Source organism: Georgenia muralis (assembly GCF_003814705.1).
In the GTDB taxonomy this organism is placed as follows: Bacteria; Actinomycetota; Actinomycetes; order Actinomycetales; family Actinomycetaceae; genus Georgenia; species Georgenia muralis.
In genome coordinates, this window is the sequence record NZ_RKRA01000001.1 from 3912738 (window position 1) to 3938498 (window position 25761).

Below are 25761 nucleotides of genomic sequence, written 5' to 3' on the forward strand. Positions count from 1 at the left end.
GCGCGGGTGGCCGGGCCAATGGATCGTTCGGGCCGAAGGGGATCCGGGTGGGGCCCTGGATCCTCGGGCCGGTGGGTCCACCTCCTTGGGGCCTGCGGTGAACCCGCCCATTTCGGACCGGGTCCGCCTTGTCAGGGCGCAGCAGAGAGGGGGACAGTTGTGGCTTCAAGGGGGGCCTATGGTCGGCGGTGGACCCTGCAGCCGCCGGCATGAGGGTCAGGGATCCAGATGCGCGTGCTCATCTACTCACCGGTCCGGCTGTTCGGGGAGTGCCTGGCGGCGTTCCTCGCCTCGGCCGAGCAGATCGACGCGGTCGCGCCCGAGCACGAGGTCGACGACCTCGACATCAAGGCGATGGAGTTCGGCGCCGACGTGGTCCTCTTCGACGTCACCGCGCCCGAGTCCTGGGCGGCCGCGGGCCTGGTCAAGGCGCTGTGCCCGGACACCGCGACCGTCGCGGTGGCCGTGACGGAGGTGGCCGACGAGGTGCTCGCGTGCGCGGACAACGGGTTCGACGCCTACGTGCCCCGCACCGCCCAAACAGGCGAGATGCTCGAGATCCTGCGCCGCGCCCAGCTGGGCGAGACGGTCTGCGACCCCCGCATCGCCCGGACCCTGTTCAACGAGCTGGCCCGCCGGCACACGGCGACGGAGCACGCCGAGGACCTACACCTCACCCCGCGGGAGATCCAGATCGCCCGGCTCCTCGGGCGGGGCGCCGCCAACAAGGAGATCGCCGCCGAGCTCCACCTCTCCGTCGCGACGATCAAGAACCACGTCCACTCGGTCCTGCGCAAGCTCGAGGTGGGCAGCCGGGCCCAGGTGGCGGGGCTACTGCGGGAGAACCCGCTGGCGCTGCGGATGCGGTGACACCCAGGCCCAGGCACGCGTGGCGAGCCGAACAGTTTGGGTCCGAGCCAGCCGCACGCGTCAGGCACGATGGAGGCATGGCAGATCGACGCGGCTACTGGCGCGAACCCGACGGCAGTCCGGTCGCATACGCCGACGCCCTGCGCGCATGGGCTGACGAGTCGCACCACGTCCTGCATGGCGTCGCGCAGCGCTACCACGGGGTCATCACCTACAAGGAACTCGCTGAGCAGGTACAGACGCGAACCGGCATCCGCACTTCCGCCCTCCTGCACAACTGGGTGGGCCCCATGCTGAGCAGGGTCGTACACGACAATCACCGTCGCGGTGAGCCCCCGCTGACAGCACTCGTCGTCCACGTCGATGACGGGATGGTCGGGACCGGGTACGCCGAGGTTCTCGAGGTCGCCGGAGAACCTGCCCTGAGGGATGAGCTGGAACGCGAGCGGCACGCGGCCGGCGCACGCCTGGAGTGCTACCGCCGTTACGCGGTGGATCTCCCTGCAGACGGCGGCAGTCCGGCGCTCGCCCCGCGGCACCAGGCTGCGATCAACCGCCGACTCACACGGACGGAGGTCGCCGAGCCACCGAAGGTCTGTCCACGTTGCTTCATCCAGCTGCCATCAACCGGCGAGTGTGACTCGTGCGGTTACTCAGCCCCGATCCACCGACGTGGCGGGGTGGTCGCTGGTCGGGTGGCGTGTCCGGGATAGCGGGTCGTTGGGCGTGGTGGGGCTGCCGGTCTGTGCCGGCTCTTCCACGGTGGGGTTCCTCGGGTCGTGCCCGTTGGGGCTGGGTGGTCAGGACGCGGTGGCCGGTGGTGGCCCGGTGGCGGCGGTGTGGAGTGCGGTCCAGTGCTCGGCCCAGGCCCAGCGGGCGGGCAGGTGCAGGATCAGGCGGCGGCCGGTGGAGGCGATCCGGGCGGGGACGTTGATGATCCGGCGGCGCAGGGTGGCCCACCGGGCGGTGGCCATGTTCGCGGCGACGGCGGCGGCGCGGGCGATGTTGAACGCGATCGCCGTCATGGCGACCCAGGCCGCGTTCGCGGCGTACTTCCCGGACGGCAGGTGCGCCAGGGGCCCGTCCTTGAGCTCGGCGATGACCTGCTCGACGATCGCGTGCCCGCGGTGGCGTTGGTCGGCCTCGATGGTGTCCAGGTCGGAGTTGGTGATGAACGCGTGGTGGCGGTAGGTCGCGAACAGCTCGCCCTGCTCGCTGCCGTCACCGGCCAGGGGCTGGAGCCGTCGGACGCGGCGCACGATCAGCCGGCAGGTCACCTGCTCGGCCTTGCGGCGACGGGTGAACGCGACGAAGGGGACCTCGGCGACCTCGGCGTCGGAGACCCACCGCTGCTCGGTCTCGTCCCAGAGGGCGTGCGGGTACCTGATCGGGGTCCAGGCGTCCTCGCCGATGCCCGCGATGGCCGCCTTGGCCTTGGGGTTCATCCGCACCGTCACCGAGAACCACACCCCGTGGCGCAGGGCGGTGGCGACGAAGGCGTGGCCGTAGTACGCCGAGTCCGCCCGGCACAGCACCGGTCCCCTCACACCCGCGGCGCGGGCGGTCCCCAGGGCCTGGGCAAGGAGCTGGCCGGCCCCGGTGTGCGAGGCGACGTTCCCGCGCCGCAGCCGCGCCCGCACGATCACCGGCGCCGCGACCTCCGTGGCCAGGGTGGCGAGCTGGACGTTCAGGCCCCGGACCCCGGAGTAGCCGTACGCCGCGGCCTGCTTGGCGTAGCCGTGGACCTCCCGGATCGTGTCGTCGACATCGACGAACGCGATGTCCTGCGCCCCCGCGCCGCTGCTTACCAGGGCGGGAACCTTCCGGGCGAGCCCTGCCAGCAGCGCGCCGCTGATCTTGTCGAGCTGCTGGACGTGACCGTGGGTGAACGAACGCAGGAACGTGCCCAGCGTCGACGGTGCCCGGACCCCGTCGAAGACCCGGCCCATCCCGCCATGGCGCAGCAGGTCCAGGTCATCGATGCAGTCCGCACCGGCGAGCATCCCACCGACCACACTCGCCGTCTTGACCGCGGCGTTGGGCGAGGGCACCGTCAACCCCTCGAGCAGGCCGTACAAACCCGCGGACTCCGCCAGCCGCAAGGCCGGGACCAGACCCGCCGCCGACACCAGATTGGACTCATCGAAGACCGGTCGAATCGTGTGAGAAGGTTTCACTTACGAGGTGCCCTTCCGGGTGGTCGGATCTAGACGTCGCAATCCAGATCTTCCCTGCCCAGAAGGGCTCTCTCGCTCTACGCCACGCTCAACACTCCGGTGGATCAGGGCTCAGCGGCCGGGTAGAAGTCCCGGCCCGGGCGTCGGATCACCGCAGCTGTTTGCCGGCCTCGAACGCCCATCGTTCGACCTCGTCCGTGGCGACGGGCCGATTCTCCGTACTGGCCTCGCGTGCCCAGCCGGTCAGGACGTCCAGCGTCGCGACGTAGGCATCAACCGAGTACTGCGACCGATGCGCAAGCCTTGCGTCCTGCCGACCGGTGTGCTCGTGCGCGGAGGCGCGGACGAACTGGTCGACGATGACGGAGGGGTGCTCGGGTCGGCCCCCGCCCGCGAAGTAGAGGAACTTGGTGAAGAAGTTCGGCCCCAGACCGGTAATGGTGTTGCGGTGGCGTGGCCGCAGGAGTCTGAATGCGGCCGCGGGGTCGGTACGGGCGACGACGGCAGCCTCGTGCAGGACGCGTGCGTGGTCGGGATGCTGGCGGATGGAGCGGATGGCGGTCGACCGACGCCCGGCGCGAGGGCCCGAACCCCACGCCAGGGCGTACCAGAGCAGGCGCAGCGCCTCGTGCCCGGTGGCGTCGGCGACGGCATCGTCGGCAAGGCCGAAGATCTGCCCGCGTGTGACCACCGCCTTGCCGTCGCTCGCCCCGTCCGCGCCTACCAGCTGACCGCCACCGGGCAGGTCCTCGGTTCGCTCGTTCCACCAATCGAGGTTGACCGTGACCTGGTGCTCGGTGATGGCGTCCTCCCGCGTGCTCCCGGCGAGCCAGGCGTACAGAGTGGGCGGTGTCGTGGTCGCTGGCGCGTCGGTGCTGGTCACAGGGCCGACACTAGGCCCACCAGCCGTGTTCAGGGCGAGAACCGTCCGACTTCAAGCGGCGCGTTGAACGCGCCATCCCAGCGCCATGCGGCCGAGAAGCGTGCCAGATCCGACGTCCTCACCTCCGCCTGACGCCATGCTCGGCACATGACGATTGACGCACCGTGGGTGAAGGCACCCGCGACATGGCCGGCAGTGAGCACCGTGGTCATCGGCCACGCGAGACGGCAGGCCCTGATCGCGCTGAGCGACGACGGCCCGATACCGGTGGGTGAGCGGCTCGCCGCCTACTACGACGTGGACGGCGACCACGTCGGCGCCACTTTTGCCACGATGCCCCCGAACGACTGGCACGACATCACCGGCGCCGACGTGCTCTCCGTGATCCTCGTCCACGGCGCGATCGGCCCGCGTGCCGCCCGGCGGCTCCTCTCCGGTCCGCATCGCGGCTGGACGCTCACCGCGATGCGCGACCTCCCAGGCCGGGAGCTGCTCACCGCGGACCCGGACACGCTCGTTGCCATGGAGGACTTCCACCTCGCGGTGGAGTCGACCCTGGCCTCCCCGACGGACGCCGACCCGAGCCGCTGGGGCACCGCCAACAAGCTGTGCGCCCGCAAGCGCCCGGACCTGTTCCCGGCGAGCGACCGCAACATCTGTCGGTACTTGGGTCTCCGCGACGTCCGCGAAGAGTGGCAGGTCTTCCGGGCCCTGATGCAGGACGACGACGTCCGCCAGGCCATCGAGGCACTGCCAGCGGCTGCGCGCTCCGTCAGCGGCGACCGACAGCTGCAGCTGGACGATTCCGACCTCCGGCTGCTCGACGCCGCCCTGTGGACCTACACCGTCGGGGCACGCCCGAGGCCGAGCCGGACGCGTAGAAGGGCTCTACTTGCTCAGCCTGACCTACCGATGTCTTAGCGGCGCAAGGCATCGCACTCCGCCATGTGAACGGTGAACAATGTCTTTGTTCGGTCGACGCGGGTTGGAACCTACGCCTGCCGTGGGGGCAGCCTGGCGCCGGGATGCCCTGTTCGACAGACAGGAGACCTTTACCCCGTGAGTCCATCGACCTTCACCTGGCTACAGTTCGACGACGAGCAGTCCCGCCGCGCACGCGAATTGGTCCGCGCACTCTCCGAGCCGGGGACCCTCGACTCACTGGGTATCGGAACAATCCGCGACGGGTTCGCGAACATCCTGTTGCCTGGAACGTCGACCATTCAGACCCGCGCCCGCTACTTCCTCCTCGTCCCGTGGGCGGTTCGCCGCGTTGAAGCGAGCAGTCCCCGTAACAGGGAGAACTACGACAAGCGCTTGCGCGATGTCGAGGTTGCGACGATCGACGCCCTGAAGCTCGGCGACCCGTCCGCCCGCGGAATCATCGGCGTTGAGCGAGGCCGGAAGACCCGCAACCTCGCATCGACGATCTACTGGTCAGGTCTGGCGATGTGGGGAATCAGAGTCGCCGCCGACCTCACCAGAGCCGACGTTCGCGACCTCGCCCTCGCCCCGCGCTCTGTGCGTCGCAACGACGACGGAGAGAGCACCCCCCTCACGATCTGGGATGACATCCCCGACCCGCCGAGCGGTTTCCCCCATGAGCCGCTGTCGATCTTGCCGACCCCCGAAGAGGCCGACTACATCCTGAGCAAGATGGCCACGACGCGGAGCAGAACGGCGGCGGAGAAAATCCAAAACACGCCGGGCCGGCCGACGCTGCTTGCGGAGGTAGCCCGAAGTCCTCACACCGCCGAGCTCGAGCACCTCTGGGACATCCCGAGCATGCTCCTCGGCGAGGAGCTGACGGCACTCGTCGAGCTCGCACACGGGTTCGCCACCGCGATCCAGGGCGCGCGGCTCCGTTATCTCGACCTCCTTTTCGAGCGCAAGGCAGCGATGGGCGACGAGCCACCCGCCGGCCGGGCGGAGCTGGACAGACACATCGCGGAGTGGTTGGCCGACATGCACCGCGATGCGGCGCGGATGCAGGCCTGGCAAGCGCGTATCCCTGCAATGTTCGAGCGCCTTGGCGAGTACGGCGTCAATGTCCGGCCGAGCACCCAGGAGTTCGTCGCGACATGGTCGACGGCCGCCGTCGAGGACGCCCATGCTGCCCTTGCGAATACAGCACTCGCGGACCTCATCACGCAGCGCGAGGCGCGGCTCAAGAAGTCGTCCGCTCGTCTCACCAATGACTCCCCCCTCCACGCGTGGAACGGGGAGCTGCTCGGCATCGACCTGCTCGACTTCCGGTGGGGTGTAGCACGCGGCCACATCCTCGACTGCCTCGATGGCAAGGAGGCCGGCCATGCTCGGTCCTGACGATGGCGTCACCCTGCTCGAGGCACTCGCGCCCCCTGCGGGCTTCCAACTCGACGTCGCGGTGGGCACGTCGTACACGCTCGACCTCCACGCGCTTCTCGCCGTGCCTGCGGCTTTCGCGCTGCACCGTGACTCGGGCGACGGCGCCGGCCTCACCGACCACACCGCCCTCGCACTGCTCGAAGCCCTCCGCTCCTATGCGGGGCGGATCACCGTATTCACCGACGCTGGACACATCGCCCTTCCCCCGACGGCGGCGGGCGGCGTGTTCGGATTCCTGGAGAAGACGGTGGTTCCGGTCTGCGCTCCTCGCGGCGGTGCGTTCCACCCGAAGCTCTGGGCGCTCCGGTTCGCGGATGAGGACGGCACGCTGCTGCACCGGCTCCTCGTCGCGAGTCGCAACCTCACGTTCGACCGCTCGTGGGACGCGCTCGTCCGACTCGACGAGTCCGACGGTCCCGGAGTGTCGCTGGCCCCGCTGACGGGCGTGGTCGAGGCCCTCGTCGACATGCCCGCCACCCGTGTCCAGCCCTCGGCCGACCGGGCCGACACGCTCCGCGACCTGGCGCGCACGATCGGTGCCGCCCAGTTCGACCTGCCCGCCGGTTTCGACACGATGACGTTGCACCCGTTCGGGTTCCGCCCAGGCTCCACCAGAGAGTGGCCGTTTCCGAGGACGTCCAGGCGAACGCTCGTCGTCTCCCCGTTCCTCACGGCCGGGGCCCTTCGCCGGCTCGAGGACGCGACCCGCGAGTTTACGGTCGTCTCCCGAAGCGACGAACTGGACCGGACTTACGCCACACGACTCGAGCCCCAGCGACCACCGGCCTTCGAGGTGAACCCCCACCTCGTCGACGTCTCGGACGACGCTGACGTCTTGTCCGGCCTGCACGCCAAGGTCTTCGCCTTCGACGTCGCGAGAAGCCGCAGCCACGTCTTCGCGGGCAGCGCGAACGCCACCACGGCTGCCGTTACCCAGAACACCGAGGTCCTGCTCGAGATGGTCGGCTCGACGTACGAGGTGGGCGTGCGCCGATGGCTGAGCGACGACAGCGACCCGACCTTCCAGCGGTTGCTCACGCCACACGTCTGGGGCGAGGAGCCGCCCGAGCGGTCGGCAGTACTGGTCGCCCTGGACGCCATTCGGGCGGAACTCGCGCGCCTCACGGTCACGTGCGCGGTGACCGCCGATGAGGATGGCTGGTTCACCGTCCATTACACGAGCGATGACCCGCTTCCCTCGCACGAGGGCGCCGTGCTCTGGGTGCGGCCACTCAGCGAGGCCAACTGGACCTCCCCTGAGACGGATCACCTCGACCACACGGCTCGTACCCCGTTGGCCGGTCTGAGCTCGCTCCTCGGTGTCCGCGTCACGGTTGGCGACGAGTCGATCGAGCTCGTGCTGCCCTGCGCGATGACCGGACTGCCCGCCGACCGCGACGACCGCCTCCTCGCACTCCTGATCGCCAACCCCGACCGCCTCGTCAGATACCTGCTCATGCTCCTCACCGACCGACCTGATGACCGGTTCGACGGTGCGCTGCGGGAGATGCAGCGTGAGGTTCGGCAGCGCGACAGCTACTCACTCAGCACGGTTCCGCTCCTAGAGCTCCTCCTGCGAGCACAAGTGCGTCACCCCGAGCGCCTTGTCGCCATCAGTCGGCTTCTCGACGTGGTGCGAAGCTCACCCGAGCTCCGCGATGACGCACTCCTGGAGTTGTGGGATCGCCTCGCCGAACTGCCGAGCCTGGACGGACCACAATGATCGACGTCGAGCTGGAGATGTCCCGGCTGCGTTCCTTCCAGCGGGCGACTGCTGACTATGCGTTCGAACGGCTCTTCGGAGCCGGAGCGGAGAGCGGCAGCCGGTTCCTCGTGGCGGACGAGGTCGGGTTAGGCAAGACGATGGTCGCGCGTGGCGTGATCGCCCAGACGATCGAGCACCTCCAGGTGAGCGGCGACGAACGCGTCGACATTGTCTACATCTGCTCGAACGGTGCGATCGCCGCGCAGAACCTGCGCAAGCTCGCGCCTGCGGGGGCGCCCGTCGAGCACCGGTCCGAGCGCCTGCCTCTCCTCGCGTTCCGGCTCTCCCGGCGCGAGCATCACCCAGTCAACCTCATCGCGCTCACTCCCGGAACCGCCTTCGCCAAGGGATGGGCAACAGGCCAGGTCGAGGAGCGCGCTGCCGTGCTGCGGGCACTTCAACAGCTCTGGGGCGGCAGACGTGTCATGGGTCGCGGGATCGGACGGATCTTCGCCGCCGGAATCGGGCCGGGCTCGTACGAGTCGAAGGACGCGCGGATCCGCGCCCTCGCCGCGGAGCAGGGCAACTTGTCACCAGAGGCGCTTGAGATCTTCGGCCGCGAGGTGGGCAAGGTCAACGCACGGCGCTCCCAGCGCGGCGACGCCGACCTGGACACGGCCCTGCACCATGTCGCGGAACGCTTCGCTCGCACTGACGATCCCGGCAGGGCGGCTGTTGGGGTCCGCAACGAACTGATCAGCGAGCTGCGCAGTGCTCTCGCCATGACAGGCGCACACCTCCTCCACCCTGACATCGTCGTCCTCGATGAGTTCCAGCGGTTCCGCGACATCCTCCATGGCACGGGCGAGGCCGACTACGCCGCTGAGGTCGCACGCCAACTCTTCGAATACCACGACGAACGCTTCGACCGCACCACCCGAATCCTCCTGCTGAGTGCGACCCCCTACGTCATGCACACGACGAGCGCTGAAGCGACGGCCGGTGGCAACCACCACTACAAGGACTTCCTCGAGACCTATGGCTTCCTGGCCGCAGGGCTGCCCGGAGTCGATCCAGAGCAAGCGAAGACCGACCTGGGTCGTGAGCTGTCGGCCCTCCGCACCACCCTGCTTGACGCCCCGACGTCCGGTGTGCGACCAGCCGTCGCGGCGGCACATCACGTCAGTGAGCGACTCCGAGAGGTCATGGTCCGCACCGAGCGGCTCGCCTCCACACCGGACCGCGACGGGATGCTCCGGCAAGTGGACGAGGATCTCGCCGTTCCGAGCCGTGTTGCCTTGGCGCAGTACGTCGCGACGGATCGCGTCGCCCAGCACGTCGTCGCCGTCTCCGGCCGTCAGATCGGCGACGTGGTCGAGTACTGGAAGGCGGCGCCCTACACACTGAGCTACTTGGGAGCCCACACCTACCAGCTCGCGGAACAGCTGCGCGCCCTGGCAGGCGACGCTTCGGCTGTACCCGACACCGAGCTGCTGTCAATGCTTCAGCACTCTGAGGCTGTCCTCCCCTGGGACGAGATGCGCACCTACCAGCCCCTTGACCCCGCTCACGAAGGCTTGGCGCGTCTGTGGCACGACTTCTTCGACGAGGCACAAGCACACCTGTTGCTGTGGATGCCGGCGTCTCTGCCCTACTACACGTCCGGCGGCATCTTCGAGAGCGCAGCAGCGCGGCGCCTGACGAAGCGCTTGATCTTCTCCTCATGGACGCTCGTTCCCACAGCCATCGCAACGCTCACCAGCTACGAATGCGAGCGTCGGCTCCACGACGCCGCCCGCGACGCGGGCGCAGTCGTGCACGACTATGACGACGAGCTCCGCAACACGACTCGCTTGCGGTTCGGAGTCGGCACCCAGTCCATGGCACACCTTCAGTTCGTGGTGCCAAGTCCAGCGCTGGCACGGCTGGCCGACCCGTGGGCCGAGTCCGTCCGTCTGCGTCGTGAGGGCCGCGTGCCCACGCTCGAGACGATTCTCGCGGATGTAACGACCCGTATCCGGGCGGCCCTCGAACCACTCATCGGGCACCTCCCTGTTGGGCGTGGCGCCGGATCGACTGCCTGGTACACCCTGGCGCCGGCTCTCCTCGACGGCGACGGCACCCTCAGCATGGAGGGTCTCCGCGACGAGGACGACGAAGGCACGACTGCGCTCGATCGCCACCTCGTCGAGCTCGAGAGGCTCTTCTCGGTCGCACAGAACCCCGACACCACTCCCGACGACCTCCCGCCGTTGCCGGCCGACCTCGCCGAGGTGCTGGCACTGCGGAGCGTGGCGGGGCCTTCAACGGTTCTGATCCGCGCCTTTGAACGATCGTTCGCGTCGGCGGGTCCAGACGCGCTGGTCGCGGCTGCCGCGTACGCGGCGGAGGGCTTTCGCTCCTTGTTCAACTCGACCGAGGCCAACCAGGCCCTCGACGCCTTCGACGGTCCCGGCGAGTACTGGCTTACGGTCCTGCGGTACTGCGCCGTTGGCAACTTGCAGGCCGTCGTCGACGAGCTCTGTTCCGTTCTCGTGGAGAACCGAGGCTACGACCGCGCTCCCGACCAGGCCGGTGCGCTTGCCGACCTCGCCCGGGACGTCCGTACGACGCTCGGACTCTCGGCGCTCTACCGTCCTGCCGTCGTGACCGACCAGCAGGACGGCGACGGGCCGCGGTGGCGCCAGCTACGCCTTCGCGGGCGGTTCGCCCTGCGGTACGGCACAACGTCCACGGAGGAGAAGGCCGAGCAGCGCTCCGCCGACGTCGGCCTGGCTTTCAACTCTCCGTTCTGGCCGTTCATCCTGGCGTCGACGTCGGTGGGCCAGGAAGGTCTGGACTTCCATCAGTACGCCCATGCGGTGAGTCACTGGAACTTGCCCGGAAACCCGGTCGACCTCGAGCAACGCGAGGGCCGGATCCACCGCTACAAGGGGCACGCGGTCCGCAAGAACGTTGCGCGCGCCTTGCCGTTCCCCGTCGGCGAGGGCCACCCGTGGACGCAGCTCTTCGCTGCGGCGGCTGCGCTCCCCGAGAGCATCGATGCGGACATGGTCCCGTACTGGGTCTTTGCTCCGGTGAGCCTCGACGGGGAGTGGGCGCTGATCGAGCGGCACCTTCCTCTGACGCCGTTCACGCGCGAGAAGTCGGTGATCGGGTCGTTGTTGTCCAGCGTCGTGCACTACCGGCTGGCGTTCGGGCAACCGAGACAGGACGAACTCGTGCAGATCCTCAAAGACCTCGACCCGGAGACAAGGGCGGCTCTCGGACAGGTGCGGGTGGATCTGACGCCGCCGCGGATCTGAGAGTGCCTTACCTCGGCTACGCCCGCCGCACCACGACGAGCGCGTCCCACGCCCCTCGCCGTCGGTCAGTCAGCAAAGCCCAGTCAGGGCTTCACCCCTCGCAGCGACCCCACGGCGGGTTGCCCGCGCCGCGCTCGATCGCCTGAGCCTTGCCGGTCGAGCTGCCGGGAGCGGTGGTCGGCGCCTCACCGGGCACCTCGCACTCGGGCGCCTCGGCCTCGGGCGCCTCGGCCTCGGGCACCGTCACCGTGACCTCCTCGGTGACGCCGTTGACGGTCAGCCGCAGCACGGCCGTCCCGGAGCCGACGGCGGTCAGCTCGCCGGTCGCCGGGTTGAGGCGCAGGACCTCGGCGCCCGCCTCGAGCCCGCTGCCGGCCGCGTCCACGACGCTCACGCCGTCGCCGGACCAGTCCGCGCTCATCGGCCACGCGACCGGCACCGAGCGGGTGCCGTCCTGCGACACGCTGCCGCTCACGACGGCGCTCTCCCCCAGCGCCAGCTCGGCCGGTGCGTCGAGCGCGAGACCGTCCACGCGGGCGCGGACCTCGGCCCGGAGCCACTCCAGCCGGTCGGTCACCGGCGCCGGGTTCGCCCCGACGACGCCCTCGGCGGGGTCGATGCCCAGCAGCGTCCAGCCGGTGAACCCGCCGTTGTCCGGCGTCGACGACGGCGACTTGCCGGAGTTGCCATTGATGACGTTCGAGACGCCGTCGAAGCTGCGGGCGTGGAAGGCGCCCACGTGGGCGTTGACCGCCGCCACCGACTTGCCCGACTCCGCCCGGAAACGGCCGAGGAGGGCGTCGACCGCCGCGGCCTCGTGCCGGTCGGAGATCTGCGAGGCGTCGTCGGGCAGGGGGTCCTCGGTGGGGTGGTGGAAGAAGACGACGACGCCGGTGACGTCCTCGTCCGCCGTCGCCGAGGCGAGGGCGTCCTCGAGCAGACGGATCTGGTCGAGCCCACCGGCGCGCAAGGAGCCGGCAGAGGTGTCGAGGGTGACCACCCGGGTGCCACCGAGGTCGCTGACCTGCTGGGCCGGGCCGAACGCGGCCTCGAACGCCCCGATCGAGCCGCCCATGATCTCGTGGTTCCCGGGGACGTAGAGGTACGGCACGGCGTCGCCGACCTCCTCCTCGAGCACCCGCGCGGCGAGGTCGAAGTCGATCGGCGCGCCCTCGTCGACGAGGTCGCCGTTGATGACGAGCAGGTCCGGCTCGGCGGCGACGATCTCCTGCAGGGTGCGCCGCGCCGCGGCGACCGTGTCGGAGCCCGGTGCCCGCCCGACGAACTGCGCGTCGGACATCACCGCGATCTGCTGGGCGTAGCCCTCCACGGTGCCGTCGGTGACGATCACCGGGTCGTGCACGGGTGTGGCGGCGGGCTGCTCGACGTCGGGCGCGACGACGGCGGCGATGTCGGTGAAGGCGATGTCGCCCTGGTACAGCGCGCTCGAGCGGGTCTCCATGATCCGGACGCGCTCGAGGGTCAGCGGGAACGGGGTGCCGGCCGGGACGGTGAAGGTGGTCTCCTTCCACCCCTCCCAGGTGATCATCGGCCCGTCGAGCTGCTTGACGACGCCGTCGCCGTCGCGCACCTGCAGGCGCGGCCACGCGCCGGTGGCGTCGCCGTCGACGAGCATGGTGATGGCCTGCGGCTGGCCGGGCACCTCGATCGGCGAGGGGGCGACGGCGTAGGACCCGCGGGTGGCGGTGGAGCGGGTGAAGTCGTGCTGCAGCCGCAGTGCGGCCTGGCCGTCGGGGCCGGTGGTCGTGGTGAGCGACCCGGCGGCGCGGGCCTGCGCGAATGACCACGAGGCGCCGTCGGCGAGGTCGGTGACGGGCTTGGTGGTCAGGCCCACGGTGACAGGTACCTGGACCACGGTGCCGGCCACCTCGAGCTGGGCCAGGGCCGAGCCGGAGCCGGTGGTCGCGGTGACGGTGAACGCGACGCGCCGAGCCCGGCGGGGGCGATGGTGAAGCCCTCGCCGATGGTCGCGGTGACGTCGGCGACCTCGATGGGGGCGGCGAAGCCGTCGGCGTCGTGGCCGGTCAGGGCGATGGTGGCGGTGTCGCCCTCGCCCTCCATGGCGATCTGCGACGTGGAGGCGGTCACGTGGTCCAGCGGGCCGAGGACGGTGAGGTTCGCGGCGCCGGTCAGGCCCGAGGCCTTGTAGCTGAGGGTGGCGGGGCCGGGCGTGACGCCGGTGAGGACGGCGCCGGTCCTGGTCTGCTCGGCGATGACGGCGTTGGCGTCGTCGCCGTTGGGCAGGGAGCCGGGCGAGGTGACGGTGAACCTGCCCTGCGCGTCGGTGCCGGCGAGCTGGTCGCTCAGGCCCACGCCCTCGACGGTGCGCTGCAGGCCGGGCAGGACGTGATGGGCGTCGTCGCCGTCGAGGACGGGCCGGACGGCGACGTCGGTGAGCTCCTCGGTGTCGGCGGAGGAGAAGAACGACAGGGAGTTGGCGACGACGCGTGGGGAGCCATCCGAGGGGACGTTGACGAGCTCCGGCTCGGTGCCGCCGGCGGGGCGGGCGACCATCGTGGTGGAGCCGCCGCCGTCGATGTTGACGGCGCTGTGGGCGCCCAGGTCGATCATGAGCTCGGCCATCTCCACGCGAGTCAGGCCGCGGGCGGTGGCGCTGCGGCCGTCGACGGTGGCGACGAGGAGCTCGGAGCCGTCCTCGGTCAGGCCGAGCACGGTGCGCGCGGCGACCGGCTCGTCGGGGAAGTTCGCGAGCTCGCCGTCGAGGACGAGCGGGACGTTCCCGGCGATCGCGAGGTCGACGTCGGAGCTGGGCTCGATCGAGATCTCGACGGCCTGGCCGACCTCGAGCGTACGGACGACGTCGGCTCCCGCCCCGCGGCCGAGGAGGATCTGCCCGCCGTCGGGGAGGGTGGGCTCGCCGACGGTGTCGGTCACCGCGGTGACGACCCCGTCGACGACGACGGCGGAGGCGACGTTCGTCTCGCCGGGCAGGCCGGCGGGCCGGTCGAGGGACGCGCTCCCCCACCGCTCGTTGTAGACGCCGATGGCGCCGGCGGGGACCGTCGCGCGGTTGAGGCCGGCGAGCTCGTGGGCGGCACCGCCGATCGTGAGGATTCCGGCGGCGGAGAGGTACTCGATGGCGGCGACGCCGTCGGCGAGGGTGAACGCCGGGTTGGCCTCGCGGTAGCCGTTGACCACCTCGCCGCCGGTGATCGTGGTGAGGACCGGGGCGTTGGTGTAGTTCATGTCGAAGTGGTTGCCGTTGACGGCGGCGACCGCACCCGTACCGGCGACCTGGTCGAGGACCGTCGCGGGAGACGTCGTCGAGCCGGAGTCGAGGACCTCCATGCTGAGGGTCGGCTCGGTGAGGTCGGCTACGAGGATGTTTCCCGACGTCCAGCCCTTGTCCTCCAGACGCTGGAAGCTCGTGAGGTCCAGACCCGGCGCGACGGCGCGGGTGGAGACCTCGTGGAGGACCGAGCCGTCGGCGTCGAGGTCGAGGCCACCGGTGTCGCCGGTGGTGGTGCCGACCGGTTCGGCGATGGGCGTGGCCACGGCGGGCAGGGCGGTGAGGCCGGTCAGGCACAGGCCGGCGGTTACCAGCGCGGCGAGTGGGCGTAGCGGTACGTGCACGGTTCTTCCCCCAGGAGATCGGTGGCCGGGTGGTTTTGTCCGGTCCACGTCCGAACGTAGGAGGGCGTGGCGACGTGCGGGTGACCTGTGGGTGAACGGGGCGGTGGTGTTCTGGCCAGCACGGGCCGACCGCGGCTTCGTCCGTGGCTGCCCGCGATGCCGTCCTGAAGAATCGGGCAGGCCGGCGACCGGCGCTCGGCCCGCTGCTGGCGGTGTTAGTGCTGGTCGCCGGCTGTTGTCTGACGGTCGGGATCCTTGGCGGCGAGGAGGCGGTTCATGATCTCGGCGAACGTCCGGACTCGCTGACGGGCGTCAATGAGGGCATAGTTCCCGTTCGGTCCCACGGCCTCACGGACGTCCGTCTCATCGGCCCCGTACAGCTCAGCGAGCGCTTCCTCGCTGAACCACAGCTCTACCTGCCCGGGGCCGGTGGGGCTGAGGTACAGGAGGGTGCGTCCGTGTGTGAACGGTGGCACCACGGTGATCGAGTTGGGCCACGGCTTGATCCGCAGGCCGAGGTCTCCGGCGAGGGCGATGGCATCTTGGAAGGCGTCCTGGACGCCGTGCTCGCGGGCCTGTTCGAGGACCCACTCCACCTTGGCGCGGCGGGTTCCCTGCTGGCGTGGGGTGACGTCCTCGGCGGCGACCTGGTGGTCCTCCGTCTCGCGGGTGAGGAACACCGCACCGCTGGGGTCGACGAAGGAGGTGAACGTGACGATGCTGACCGGGACGGTGAACCCCGAGGCCACGAGGAACTGCACCGCTTGGTCGAGCTCAGGCGCCCGCCCCGTCCCGATCAGCACGATGGAGATCTCCCGCGCCCCCTCGTTCTGCAGGGCCTGGCGGGTGGTCGCGGCGTCGTCGCCCGAGAGCCGGAGGCGGCCCAGGAGGTCGTCCGGGTCCATGGAGCCGAGCCACAGCACGTAGTGCAGCGCCTGGGACAGGGTCGCGACGTCCACGGGGCCGCGTTTGAGCTCGGCCAGGACGATCCCGCCTTCCTGGCTCAGGCCTAGCAGGTCCAGCCGGGACCGGTCGGGGAAGATGACCTGCTGGCCCAGCCACCGCAGGCCCGGCGCGATCATGGTCGGGTCGTGCTTGACCCAGGCCTCCAGCTGGGCCTCGACCCAGTCCTGGCGTTGTTCCAGGCGGCGTGCGGCGTTCCCGCCCACCGACCACACCGCAACTGGCATCTCGACTCCTCAGCTGGCGGGCAACCGATGATCGCTTGTTCGGACGCTTACCCAGTATTCAGCGGTATGAGCGACGTGGAGCTCCGAAGGCGCCGGACTCTCAGCGGCTGGCAGCGGCGGCCGGGTCCCTCAGGGCCCGACCGTCGCCGATGTGCCGTCCCTACTTCCCGCTGTTGCTGTCGGCAACGATGCTCGCGATGCACTGGCCCTGGTTCTTGTAGTCGTACATCTCCCAGCCGCCGTCCTTGCAGACCTCCGGTGAGGACGCCTCGACAGTGGCGTTCATGGAGTAGACGCGGCCCTGGGTGGTGGCCTCGTAGTCAAGGGTGTCCCCGACCGCCGGAAGTCCGGCGTTGTTCGCAGTCCACTCAGACGGTGCGCCTGCGTACTCGTAGCTCACGACACCCTGGCCTACTGAGAAGACGCCGATGTTCGACCCGGCGGTCACCCCGACCGGGTCGGCGAGGGTCGCTGTCTGGACTCCGGCGCCCGCGGCGGTGATGACGTCGGAGACCCACGTGACGGTGCCCGTGGTGTCGACCACGACGAAGCGGATGTCGCCGGCCCGCTCGGCGTAGTAGTTGACGTGCGTGAACGTGCCGTCGAACGGCGCCGGGTGATTGGTGTCGACAATCGTGAAGTTGTGGTACCCGTCCACGTAGGCGCGGTCGGTCGCGGGGTTGCCGAGCGTGCCGGTGAGGGCGTGGGCGGCTGTGGTCAGTCCAAGGACGGCTGCGGTCATGACGAGGACGGCGGCAATCGTTCTTCTCATGGTTTGCTCCAAGACCAGTGGGGTTGTGACACTTCATAAGGTGGGACATGTAATTGCTGCTTGGGCTCCGTCCGACGTGCCAGCCCCCCCGTTCCCGCACGATCAGTCCGCGTTGGGGTGATCGTGAGGTGCGTCACACGCTAGCAACGCGGGCCCTTGCTTGTGTCGGCTATGTAGGGCACGTTTCCGGCCGGACTCGGACCGGGGGCGAGCGTCGTCAGATTCTGCCGTACCCATGATCTGCAAGGGCTCGGCGTCGTCGGCCCGGCACACCTCGGGGAGCGATCTCGGTCGCCAATCATGCGTAGCTGTTGCGGCTCACTGATCTTTTGGGTCTTTGGAACCTTGCTGACGCACACCCTCGTAAAGCGCCGCTGGTGTCGGATATCTCCTCTACGCTGACCGCCATGGCTGAACCCTCCCCGTACGAACTTGATGCTTGGGCGAAGGTCCAGCTCGCCCGATCCCGTCCCATCTCCGGCGCCGTACGTTCGGTCAACGACCGAGTCGCGACGGGCGCGCGTGCAGTGGGAGGGAAGGCACACAATGTGCTCGACGCGCACCCAAGGGCACGAGATGTCATGAGGCGCGGCGGTCAGGCCGCGACGCGCGCCGGAAACGGCCTCTCGACCGTTGCGAAACAGGCCCGGAAGTCTGTCCCCGAAAGTGCGCAATCCTGGTTCATTGACGCGGGACGCTCCACCACGAAGATGGTGACCCGTGTCGCCAGGGTCGGTCTCTCACCCGACCGAGTCGTCTCCAAGCACCAGGCCCGTGGGCACAACGTGCACAGCCTGCTCGACGTGCGCGCACTCGACCTGCAGCAGGTTGACGAGGTCCGCGGGCGGCTTCTCGGGCTGGCATATCCAGCTGCCGCCGCCACGTCCGGAGCGGCAGCCGCGCTTGTCATCACAGGCGGAGAGCTGACCGGAGCGATGTCCGGCGGTGCGGCCGCTGCCCCGTCCGGCGGGGCTATCGCGGCGGCGTCCGCAAGCGACATCGCCACCGTCATGGGTCTCTCATCCCGAGCCGTTGGACACGTTGCACTTCTCTACGGCTACGACCCTGAGGATCCGAACGAGAAGCCGTTCATCTGGTCGGTCATCAACGTCGGCACGGCGATGTCGGCATCAGCCAAACAAGCCGCGATGAAGGACCTCTCTCGGCTCACCCAAGCCTTGTTCCGTGGCAAGACCTGGCAGGTTCTCAATGAGTCCGTGCTGTCGCGCGCGTACGTTGCGTTCGCGAAGGCATTCGGGACCCGCGCGACGAAGCAGTCACTGGGGAAATTCCTCCCCGCGGTCGGTGTGATCATGGGCGCCGGCTTCAACTGGGCCACTTTGGAGTCCATCGTGGATGCGGCGGAGTTCGCGTACCGGCGCCGCTTTCTCATGGACAAGTACCCGCATCTCGACAGCGAGCTGTTCCTCGACGTCGAGAACGTCGTCCCGGAAGACCACGACCAGGCGTTCTCTGTTGTCGAGCAGCTCACAGAGGTCATCGGCCATGACCCCTTCGGCTCGACCGCCCTGCCGGAGGCCGGAACAAGGCCCGCGGAGGCCATTGCCGAGCAAGACTAAATCAGCCTCGACACGCCTGAGGGGACTTCCGCGGCCGGCGGTCCGTCGGCGATTCCAAACCGGCGAGCTCCGCAGGCATGGGTAGCTGATCTCGAAGGCTTCCGTCAAGTGGGCGCGGTTACCTGCTTGGCCCTTCTGACCGTTGCACCAAGAACTGCTGCAGGTTCTCGCCAAGGTAGCTGGAGCGAAGGACCAGCTCGTCGTCTCGTCGGCACACGAAGCCGTGCTCCCCGAGGAGCGCAACGACCTCCTTCTCACGGCTGGCTGGGATCTTGAGGTAGTCCCCGTTGAGCGTCGTCCGTACGACCTGGCCAATGTCCTCGCGGAGCTCTTCGGGGAACAGCTGCTGATCGAGCGCGTACTGCGTCGCCATCGGAGGCCAGTCGCCGTCGGCGAACGCCGCTGACTCCTCGACGTCGAACGCGGTGTCGTCGTCATCCTCGCTCTCCTCGTCGAATGGCAGCCAGGTGTGGCGACGTTCTACGGCACGGGCCTCACCGAGAGTGCGGGCGGCGGCCATCGCCTGCACCTCGGTGGCCATCTCGACTGCGACATCCTCAGGAAGGAACGCGAGACTCTCGTGAAAGGGGTCGTAACCGTAGACGAGCGACGTGTGTGACATCCAATGCTCCCTTGATTGCTTCGTGCCTACCGCGCGACGTCGTTGTCGAGCAGTCGAATCGCCTCACCGAGTGCATCCCGCCACAGCGCCGGCCCCACGGTGTCCCGGAGCTGCCCGAGCAGCTCCTGGGCCGCGAACTTCACCATCCTGCTCCGGGGGTCGTCGCCCAGGGGACCTCCCGAGCGGGTTGCCGCCTGGGCGTCTGCAGGTGCCGACACGGCGGCGTCCTGCTGCTCCTTCAGGACCGACTGCTCGATCGCCGTCGCCGGGTCATCAACCGCGCCGTCCTCGGGTTGCGTGCCGCCGAGTGCCGGGGACAGGGTTCCCGCCGGGTACACGATGTCCAGGTAGTGCGTGGTGCGGGTCATGGCGATGTAGAGCATCCGGTCGCCCTGTGGTCCGGACTCGGCGATCGCCGCTGGGTCGACGACCACCACGGCGTCGAACTCAAGACCCTTCGCGGCGGGCGGACTCACGATGTTGATGGCCGCGGTCAGTCCCCCGCGGTCGGCATCGGACCACATGATTCCGGCCGACCTGAACGCTGCCTCGAGAGCCTCACGGCGGTTCGCCGGACAGACCACGCCGACGAAGTGCCCGCGGGCGCTGTGGTGCTTCACCGTTTCGAGCGTGGCCTCCGCCAGGTCGGCGCTGGCCGCGACCTCGTGGAGCTCCGGACCGGGCTCGACGTCGCGGACGATGACGCTCGGGAGGGTCTGCGCGTCCCGCTCGTCGAGGAGGTTGCTCGCGAGGGCGAGCACAGACCTCGGCACACGGTAGCCGTGGGTCAGAGACTCCCGTCGCACGGGCAACGGCGACTGAAGGATCTCGACGACGTCGTCCCAGGAGTCACGCGCCCAGAACCCCGTCGACTGGGCGATGTCGCCGACGATCGTCATCGACCCGGTCCGCGAACGGAGCCGGATCGCGCTGAGCTGCATCGGTGAGAGGTCCTGCGCCTCGTCGACGACGATGTGCGCATAGTCGATGGGCTCGCCGGAGAGCTCGGCCTGGACCGCGTCAAGGAGGACGAGGTCCTCCTTGGACCAGCGCTCCTCGGAGAGCCGACCCGCCGGCGGACGCTGGAGGAGCTGTAGCTGGTCGACAGGGAATCCCGGCGGTGCGGCCGAGACGAGCCGCGCCAGGGAGCCGAAGAGGTCACGGAGGAACGCCTGGGCACTGAGCTGGGGCCACACTCGTTCGACAATCGCGTCGACCTCGACGGTCTGGAAGAGCTGCCGGGTGTCGCCGCGGTAGACCCCGCCGTCACGTTTGAGGGTCCTCGTGGCCTGTCCGGCCAAGAAGGCGAGCAGCTCCTCACGGAACCGCGACCGTCCGCGGTTGTAGGTCATCGACCTCGTCCGGGCCACGATGGGCTGGACGTCGCGCTCCGTCACCTCGACGCTCCACGGGAACCCCTCGGCCTTGAGCCGAACGGGCTCCCGCAGCGGTCGGATCCGGTCCTGCAGGCCCTGGGAGATGATGTCGAGCATCCGGAGATCGCCCTTGACGCGAGCGACCTCACCGGACTCCTTGCGCGAGGCGCGCACCCCGGTCTCGAGCATCGAGGCGACGTCGGTCTGGACGACGTCGTTGTCACCGAGCTCGGGCAGCACCTGCTTGATGTATCGGGTGAACGTCGGGTTCGGCCCGACGACCAGGACATCGTCCGGGTCGAGCACGTCCATCGTCCGGCCCGCCGAGTAGTTGTAGAGCAGCCAGGAGACGCGGTGCAGGGCGACAGCCGTCTTCCCTGTCCCCGGGCCGCCCTGGATGATCAGCAGGGATTCCCGGGGAGAGCGGATCAACGCGCTCTGGGCGGCCTGGATGGTCTGGACGATCTGCCGCATCTCGGGAGTGCGCTGGCGGCCGAGGGCGTCGTTGAGAAGCTCGTCCTCACGGATCAGGACGGTGTCCGGGTTGTCGAGCTCGCTCAGCCGGTCGGCGATCTCGGCGAGCACTCGTTCGTCGAAGTCCACGATCGTGTTGGCCGTGGTCGTGAAGCTGACGATCCTGGCGACGTCGGCGGGCGCCTCAGGTGTCGCCTCCCGAAGCTTCATCACCCGAGGCGCCTGCCAGGGGTAGACGACGATGTCCCGGGCGTCGTCGGTGATGAGGTGCATCCCCACGTAGAACGTCTGCTCGTCGGTCGTCTCGTACTTGGCGAACGCGACGGCCTCCTCCGGAGAGCCGAGCGCACCGTTGCCGGCCGCCTTCAGCGCTGCCCCGTCCTTCGGGTTGGCCGCCGCCTTCCACTGCTCCGCCTGCCGGAGGCGCTTCGCCTCACGGTGATGGAACGCGTCGTCGAAGTACCTCTGCTCCTGGTCGAGCACACTCTGCCGTTCGGCGACGTCGGTCACACTCATGCGGATCCTCTGACATACGGACAACGAATTACTGGATCCTAGGGCCACCGTATGACATCGCTCACGGAACTCGCGATGCGTCGCCCGAGCTCCGCCAATCTCGGCACGCCGTACCGTGAGTTCGCGCACGCCAAGCGACGCAGCACCGACTCGTTGCCACGGATCGGACCGATCGTGACTCGAAGTTGGACTTTTCCGTCCTGGCTGCGCGTATTCTCGGCGAATACTCCTGGGTCTATGGCATCGCTGCCGTGCCCCGCAATCCGGCAGCACCTGAAAGGCCCGTACCCGAGCGATGCAGGACTACGACCTCTGGGACATCTTCGCCCTGCTCATGCCCGACTTCGGCGCCCTGGGCCGTGGCGAGCTGGAGGGCCTGAGCGCTCTCGTCATCTTCATCATTCTCGCAATCACCCTCTGGTTCTTCGTGACGGTGTACGTGAAGAGGCGACGCGCGTTGCGCGACATCGCAGCGCTTCATCACCTCGTCGAAGACGTCCGCACCGACGATCTGGTCGTACGCCGGGAGGAGATCCGCGAACAGGCCGGCTCGGCCGCTTCCGAGCGGGTTCGTCATCTGTGGCGCGAGTTCGACGAGACCCTCGTCATGTCGCCCGACCACCTGCGGCTAGAGAACACGGTCGACGCCGAGCAGCTCTTCAACAGCCGCACCCTGGCATCCGAGCTGATGCACAACCGGGTTCTCTCGACGGTGCCGTCGATCCTGACCGCCGTGGGCGTGCTCGGCACGTTTGTCGGCCTGACGACCGGTCTGAACGGCATGGAGCTCGGGACTGACTCCTCGGCCGACGAGCTCAAGAGCGGCATCGACAACCTCATCGGCGGTGCGGCGGTCGCGTTCATGACGTCGGTGTGGGGTGTCGGCGCCAGCCTCCTGACCAACATCTTCGAGAAGGTCGCCGAGCGCCGTGTCGCCGACCGCCTGGGCCGCCTCCAGGACCACGTCGACGCTCTCTTCCTCCGCATGGCACCCGAGCAGTCCCTCGTGAGCATCATGGACAGCTCACGCGAGACCTCGGTGGCGATGCAGGAGCTCCACGAGAAGATCGGCACCAAGCTGCAGGAGGCGGTCGAGGGCCTCTCGGCCGACATGCAGGAGGCGCTCACCCGGGCCATCGACACCGCGATGGCGCCGTCGATGGCGTCGCTCGCCGAGAACGCCGCCACCCAGTCGAGTGCGGTGTTCGAACGCCTTGTCGAGAAGTTCACCGCCTCCTTCGAGCAGATCGGCACCAGCCAGGCCGAACGGCTCGACGCCGCGTCAGCCGGTGTCGCCACCTCCCTTGAGTCGATGTCGGGTGGCGTCACGTCGATGCTCGAGGACCTCAGGACGCACAGCGACAAGCAGATGACCGCGCAGGCGGAGCAGTCGGCCCTTTTCAGCACTCAGCTCGAGGAGCTCATGAGGTTGAGCGCACGTCAGAGCGAGATGCTCTCGGGTGCGCTCACGCAGATCGTCGGCAACCTGGACACCGCGTCCGCGCGGATCGGTGCGTCCACCGCGAGCCTGGCGACCGCCACCGAGAACCTCCGGGAGACGGCAGCGATCTTCGCCAGCACGAGCGACGAGATGCGTTCCATCATCGGTCAGAGCGCGGAGTCCCTCGAGCACATCAGCCAGGGCCACGAGCGCGCCGCGGCACTCCTCGACGGCCACTCGGAGCGGTTGAAGGAGCTCACGGTCACGAGCACCCGGGCGGGCACCGAGCTGCGCGGGGCGGCGGCCGACGCAACGAAGGGGTTCGAGTCCCTCAAGTCGCACCAGACCCAGTTCCTCCAGGGACTCCGGCAGGAGGTCGCGGCTCTTGGCGAGCAGATGTCGGAATGGCTGATGGCGTACGCGGAGGCGGTCTCCGGGCAGCTCACCGACCGGATGCAGCTGTGGAACCAGCACAGCCAGGAGTACGCCTCGCACATGCTCCGCACCGCCCAGGCGCTCTCGGACGTGGTCGACGAGATCGAGGTGAAGCACAGTGCAGCTAGCAGCCCGTCGCCGAACGGCGTCACGGCGGGACGACGCTGACCCGTACTGGATCTCCTTCTCGGACCTGATGTCCGCGCTCCTGCTGATCTTCATCCTCGCGGTGGCCGTGCTCGTGCTGCAGCTGACCGAGCGGGAGCAGGCCCTGGCATCCGAGCAGGAGACCGCCGAGGAGCAGCGGGCACGGTTCTCCAACCAGATCGTCACTCTGAGCCGCGCGGAGGAGATCCGCGCCGAGATGCTGCTCGAGGTCCAGGAGAACCTGCGCGCCCAGGGCATCGAGGTCACGGTCTCGGAGAACAACACGGTGCTCAGCATCCCGGCGCAGGTGCTGGGCTTCGACCCGGCCTCCTTCGAGATCAAGCCGGAGTACCGCGACGTCTCCCAGCGCATCGGCACCGCGATCGCGGACGTCATCGCCGAGGACGACCGCTACCGGTACCTCGACACGGTCTTCGTCGAGGGGCACACCGACAACCTCGCCTTCGGCGGTCTGGAGGGCACCGGCAACTGGGGCCTGTCCACCTTCAGGGCTATCTCGCTGTGGCGCCTCTGGGACGAGCAGCTGCCCGCGGACAAGCAGCTCGACTCCTTCCTCAGCGACGCGGGGAAGCCCCTGTTCTCCGTCAGCGGCTACGGCGAGACCCGTCCGCTGGTGGCGGAGCAGGGCACGGACGCGCAGATGGCCCAGAACCGCCGGATCGACATCCGCTTCACCATCGTCCGACCGAGCGCGGACGAGCTCACCGAGATCCTCGAGCTCCTCCCCGAGGACTCGTGAAGCTTCGCCTGCCGCTCTCGCCCGCCCTGCCCGCGTGGCAGCCGGCCGACACGCTGGCGTGGGCGACCACCACCAAGAGAGCAGCGACCATCACCCAGCGGGTAGGTCAGGGACGGGACTTCCTCGCTCTCGTCACCGAGATCCGCAGGCTCGTCGAGAGCGGTGCGCTCGCCCACCTCGATGAGATGCTCGAGGAACGCCGGGCCGCGGCACGGGCGCTCCTGCACGTGTGGCAGCACGACGAGCGTCTCGCCCAGCGGTCGCTCGACGGCGACCGCGTCCGCCGACTGCTCCGCCATCAGAACCCTAGGCCCACGTACCTCACCACGACCGGCCTCGCTGCCGTCCTCCTGAAGTACTTCGACGAGCTGGACTCGTGGACCCCGGGCCTCTTCGACGAGGTCTCGACGGCGACCGCGAGAGCGGTTCAGTCGCAGAAGACACGCAACGCCGCTCACGACCTGGTCGCGACGATGCGCAGCGAACCGCGGCTCTACCTCGACAGGCAGGGCCCCGACCGGCTGGCCGAACGCCTCGTCGCGCAGAACCTCTCCCTGTCCGACCACGTGCGCCGCACCGGACTGCTGGGATTCGACGACGGCCGGTACGGCGAGCGCGTCCGACAGGCCTTCTACCTCACCCGCATCCGGCGTGCGGACCACACCACCTCCGGCCACGAGGTCCTCACCGAGGTTGCTGCGAAATCCGTCAAGAACTCGCTCTCCGCCACCGCCGGCCGACTCTTCGGGCATGACCTCCTCGTCGCCCTCACTGACCGGACGTCGGGCACCCCGAGCGACGAGTGGCTCCAGGCCGTCATCGACATCGGTGGTGACCCCCGCCTGCGGCACACGCCCGACTGGAGCACGTGGTGGCAACGCCTGCCCCGGGAACTCGTCGACCGGGTGACGACGTGGCTGAGCGCAGAGGATCTGCGGCTCTTCCTCATGGCGGTCGAGAACTTCGGCAGGCAGGAGCGGGTGAGCGACCTCCAGAGACTCTTCCCGCCGCGCAAGAAGTTCCTCTGGGGTCTGTACGACAGCGGCCTCGTCAAGGAGACGCGTCTCATCCTCGGCACGAACGTGCGCAACTCCGTCGTCCGACAGGTCGGGCGCCTCCGTACGGATGCGGCGAAGCTCGAGAACATGCCCAACACCGCCATCATCTTCGTTGACTGCGGCGACTTCCACATCGTCGAGGGGTCCCACCACTTCAAGATGTGGCTGTACGCGGGCCGGCCCGTGCCGCTCCTCACCGACCGTTCCAAGCAAAGGTTCACGGGCGACGACCTGCGCTACACCGTTCCGGTAGCCCACTCTCAGTCACATCCACTCGGGTACAACGCCCACGACGAGGTCACCCACAACGGGTTCTGGCAACGACGCGCGTTGGAGTTCCTCATCGAGAAGCACGGCTTCCCTGTGGAGCCCAGGGCGGTCCTCTCCCCCGAGGACTACGCGACCCTGAAGCACAAGTTCGGCCTTCCGGTACGACGCACGATGAGACGGCGGTAACACATGGGCCTG

Annotated in this window: 18 protein-coding genes; 10 read left to right on the forward strand and 8 right to left on the reverse strand. The window is 68.9% G+C overall.

Going from position 1 to position 25761, the window contains the following annotated elements:
• Nucleotides 1–228 precede the first annotated feature (228 nt).
• Both EDD32_RS17690 and EDD32_RS17695 read left to right on the forward strand, forming a co-directional pair.
• Nucleotides 229–870 carry a response regulator transcription factor gene (locus EDD32_RS17690; protein WP_123919639.1) on the forward strand — a complete coding sequence of 214 codons (642 nt, stop codon included), beginning with the start codon at nucleotides 229–231 and terminating at the stop codon, nucleotides 868–870.
• A 77-nt stretch (nucleotides 871–947) separates the two neighbouring features.
• Nucleotides 948–1583, forward strand: a complete 636-nt coding sequence (locus EDD32_RS17695) for a hypothetical protein (RefSeq protein WP_211338882.1) — start codon at nucleotides 948–950, stop codon at nucleotides 1581–1583.
• 87 nt (nucleotides 1584–1670) lie between these two features.
• Here the strand turns inward: EDD32_RS17695 and EDD32_RS17700 are convergent, their stop codons facing one another.
• The gene (locus EDD32_RS17700) at nucleotides 1671–3047 is read right to left on the reverse strand and encodes an IS1380 family transposase (protein ID WP_425459491.1); all 1377 of its coding nucleotides are present in this window, start codon (nucleotides 3045–3047) and stop codon (nucleotides 1671–1673) included.
• A gap of 148 nt (nucleotides 3048–3195) precedes the next feature.
• A complete protein-coding gene (locus tag EDD32_RS17705; protein ID WP_123919641.1) occupies nucleotides 3196–3930 on the reverse strand; it encodes an 8-oxoguanine DNA glycosylase OGG fold protein in 735 nt (244 codons plus the stop codon).
• 147 nt (nucleotides 3931–4077) lie between these two features.
• Here EDD32_RS17705 and EDD32_RS17710 point away from each other — a divergent pair, with 147 nt between their 5' ends.
• The 4 genes from EDD32_RS17710 to EDD32_RS17725 all read left to right on the forward strand — a co-directional run bounded on the left by EDD32_RS17710 (nucleotide 4078) and on the right by EDD32_RS17725 (nucleotide 11307).
• On the forward strand, nucleotides 4078–4851 hold the full coding sequence (locus tag EDD32_RS17710; RefSeq protein WP_123919643.1) for a DUF6308 family protein: 774 nt from the start codon (nucleotides 4078–4080) through the stop codon (nucleotides 4849–4851).
• Between the two features lie 138 nt (nucleotides 4852–4989).
• Complete coding sequence (locus EDD32_RS17715; protein ID WP_123919645.1) at nucleotides 4990–6255, forward strand: DUF6361 family protein; 1266 nt, start codon at nucleotides 4990–4992, stop codon at nucleotides 6253–6255.
• Nucleotides 6242–8020 (forward strand): phospholipase D family protein, encoded by a 1779-nt coding sequence (locus EDD32_RS17720; RefSeq protein WP_123919647.1) that lies wholly within the window; start codon nucleotides 6242–6244, stop codon nucleotides 8018–8020. The genes EDD32_RS17715 and EDD32_RS17720 overlap by 14 nt, the downstream gene beginning before the upstream one ends.
• The gene (locus EDD32_RS17725) at nucleotides 8017–11307 is read left to right on the forward strand and encodes a helicase-related protein (RefSeq protein WP_123919649.1); all 3291 of its coding nucleotides are present in this window, start codon (nucleotides 8017–8019) and stop codon (nucleotides 11305–11307) included. The genes EDD32_RS17720 and EDD32_RS17725 overlap by 4 nt, the downstream gene beginning before the upstream one ends.
• A 91-nt stretch (nucleotides 11308–11398) precedes the next feature.
• On the opposite strand, the gene EDD32_RS17730 is transcribed toward EDD32_RS17725, so the two are convergent.
• From EDD32_RS17730 to EDD32_RS17745, 4 genes are all read right to left on the reverse strand, one after another.
• Complete coding sequence (locus EDD32_RS17730; protein WP_123919651.1) at nucleotides 11399–13183, reverse strand: metallophosphoesterase family protein; 1785 nt, start codon at nucleotides 13181–13183, stop codon at nucleotides 11399–11401.
• Nucleotides 13153–14922 carry a phosphodiester glycosidase family protein gene (locus tag EDD32_RS19860; protein ID WP_123919653.1) on the reverse strand — a complete coding sequence of 590 codons (1770 nt, stop codon included), beginning with the start codon at nucleotides 14920–14922 and terminating at the stop codon, nucleotides 13153–13155. The genes EDD32_RS17730 and EDD32_RS19860 overlap by 31 nt, the downstream gene beginning before the upstream one ends.
• A 215-nt stretch (nucleotides 14923–15137) precedes the next feature.
• Entirely contained in the window at nucleotides 15138–16112 is a 975-nt protein-coding gene (locus tag EDD32_RS17740) for a PDDEXK family nuclease (RefSeq protein WP_123919655.1), read from the reverse strand.
• A gap of 160 nt (nucleotides 16113–16272) precedes the next feature.
• Nucleotides 16273–16884, reverse strand: a complete 612-nt coding sequence (locus EDD32_RS17745; protein WP_123919657.1) for a hypothetical protein — start codon at nucleotides 16882–16884, stop codon at nucleotides 16273–16275.
• Between the two features lie 407 nt (nucleotides 16885–17291).
• Between EDD32_RS17745 and EDD32_RS17750 the strand changes: the two genes are divergently transcribed.
• On the forward strand, nucleotides 17292–18464 hold the full coding sequence (locus tag EDD32_RS17750; protein ID WP_123919659.1) for an EcsC family protein: 1173 nt from the start codon (nucleotides 17292–17294) through the stop codon (nucleotides 18462–18464).
• 118 nt (nucleotides 18465–18582) lie between these two features.
• On the opposite strand, the gene EDD32_RS17755 is transcribed toward EDD32_RS17750, so the two are convergent.
• Complete coding sequence (locus EDD32_RS17755) at nucleotides 18583–19086, reverse strand: hypothetical protein (protein ID WP_123919661.1); 504 nt, start codon at nucleotides 19084–19086, stop codon at nucleotides 18583–18585.
• 26 nt (nucleotides 19087–19112) lie between these two features.
• Nucleotides 19113–21452, reverse strand: coding sequence for a HelD family protein (locus EDD32_RS17760; RefSeq protein WP_123919663.1), 2340 nt, complete (start codon nucleotides 21450–21452; stop codon nucleotides 19113–19115).
• Between the two features lie 295 nt (nucleotides 21453–21747).
• On the opposite strand from EDD32_RS17760, the gene zorA reads away from it, so the two are divergent.
• Genes zorA through EDD32_RS17775 form a run of 3 tightly spaced genes read left to right on the forward strand, consistent with a single transcriptional unit; the run spans nucleotide 21748 to nucleotide 25749 of the window.
• Complete coding sequence (gene zorA / locus EDD32_RS17765) at nucleotides 21748–23496, forward strand: anti-phage ZorAB system protein ZorA (RefSeq protein ID WP_123919665.1); 1749 nt, start codon at nucleotides 21748–21750, stop codon at nucleotides 23494–23496.
• A 28-nt stretch (nucleotides 23497–23524) separates the two neighbouring features.
• A complete protein-coding gene (locus EDD32_RS17770) occupies nucleotides 23525–24235 on the forward strand; it encodes an OmpA/MotB family protein (protein WP_123919667.1) in 711 nt (236 codons plus the stop codon).
• Nucleotides 24232–25749, forward strand: a complete 1518-nt coding sequence (locus EDD32_RS17775; protein ID WP_123919669.1) for an EH signature domain-containing protein — start codon at nucleotides 24232–24234, stop codon at nucleotides 25747–25749. Before EDD32_RS17770 ends, EDD32_RS17775 begins: the two co-directional genes overlap by 4 nt.
• Nucleotides 25750–25761 lie beyond the last annotated feature (12 nt).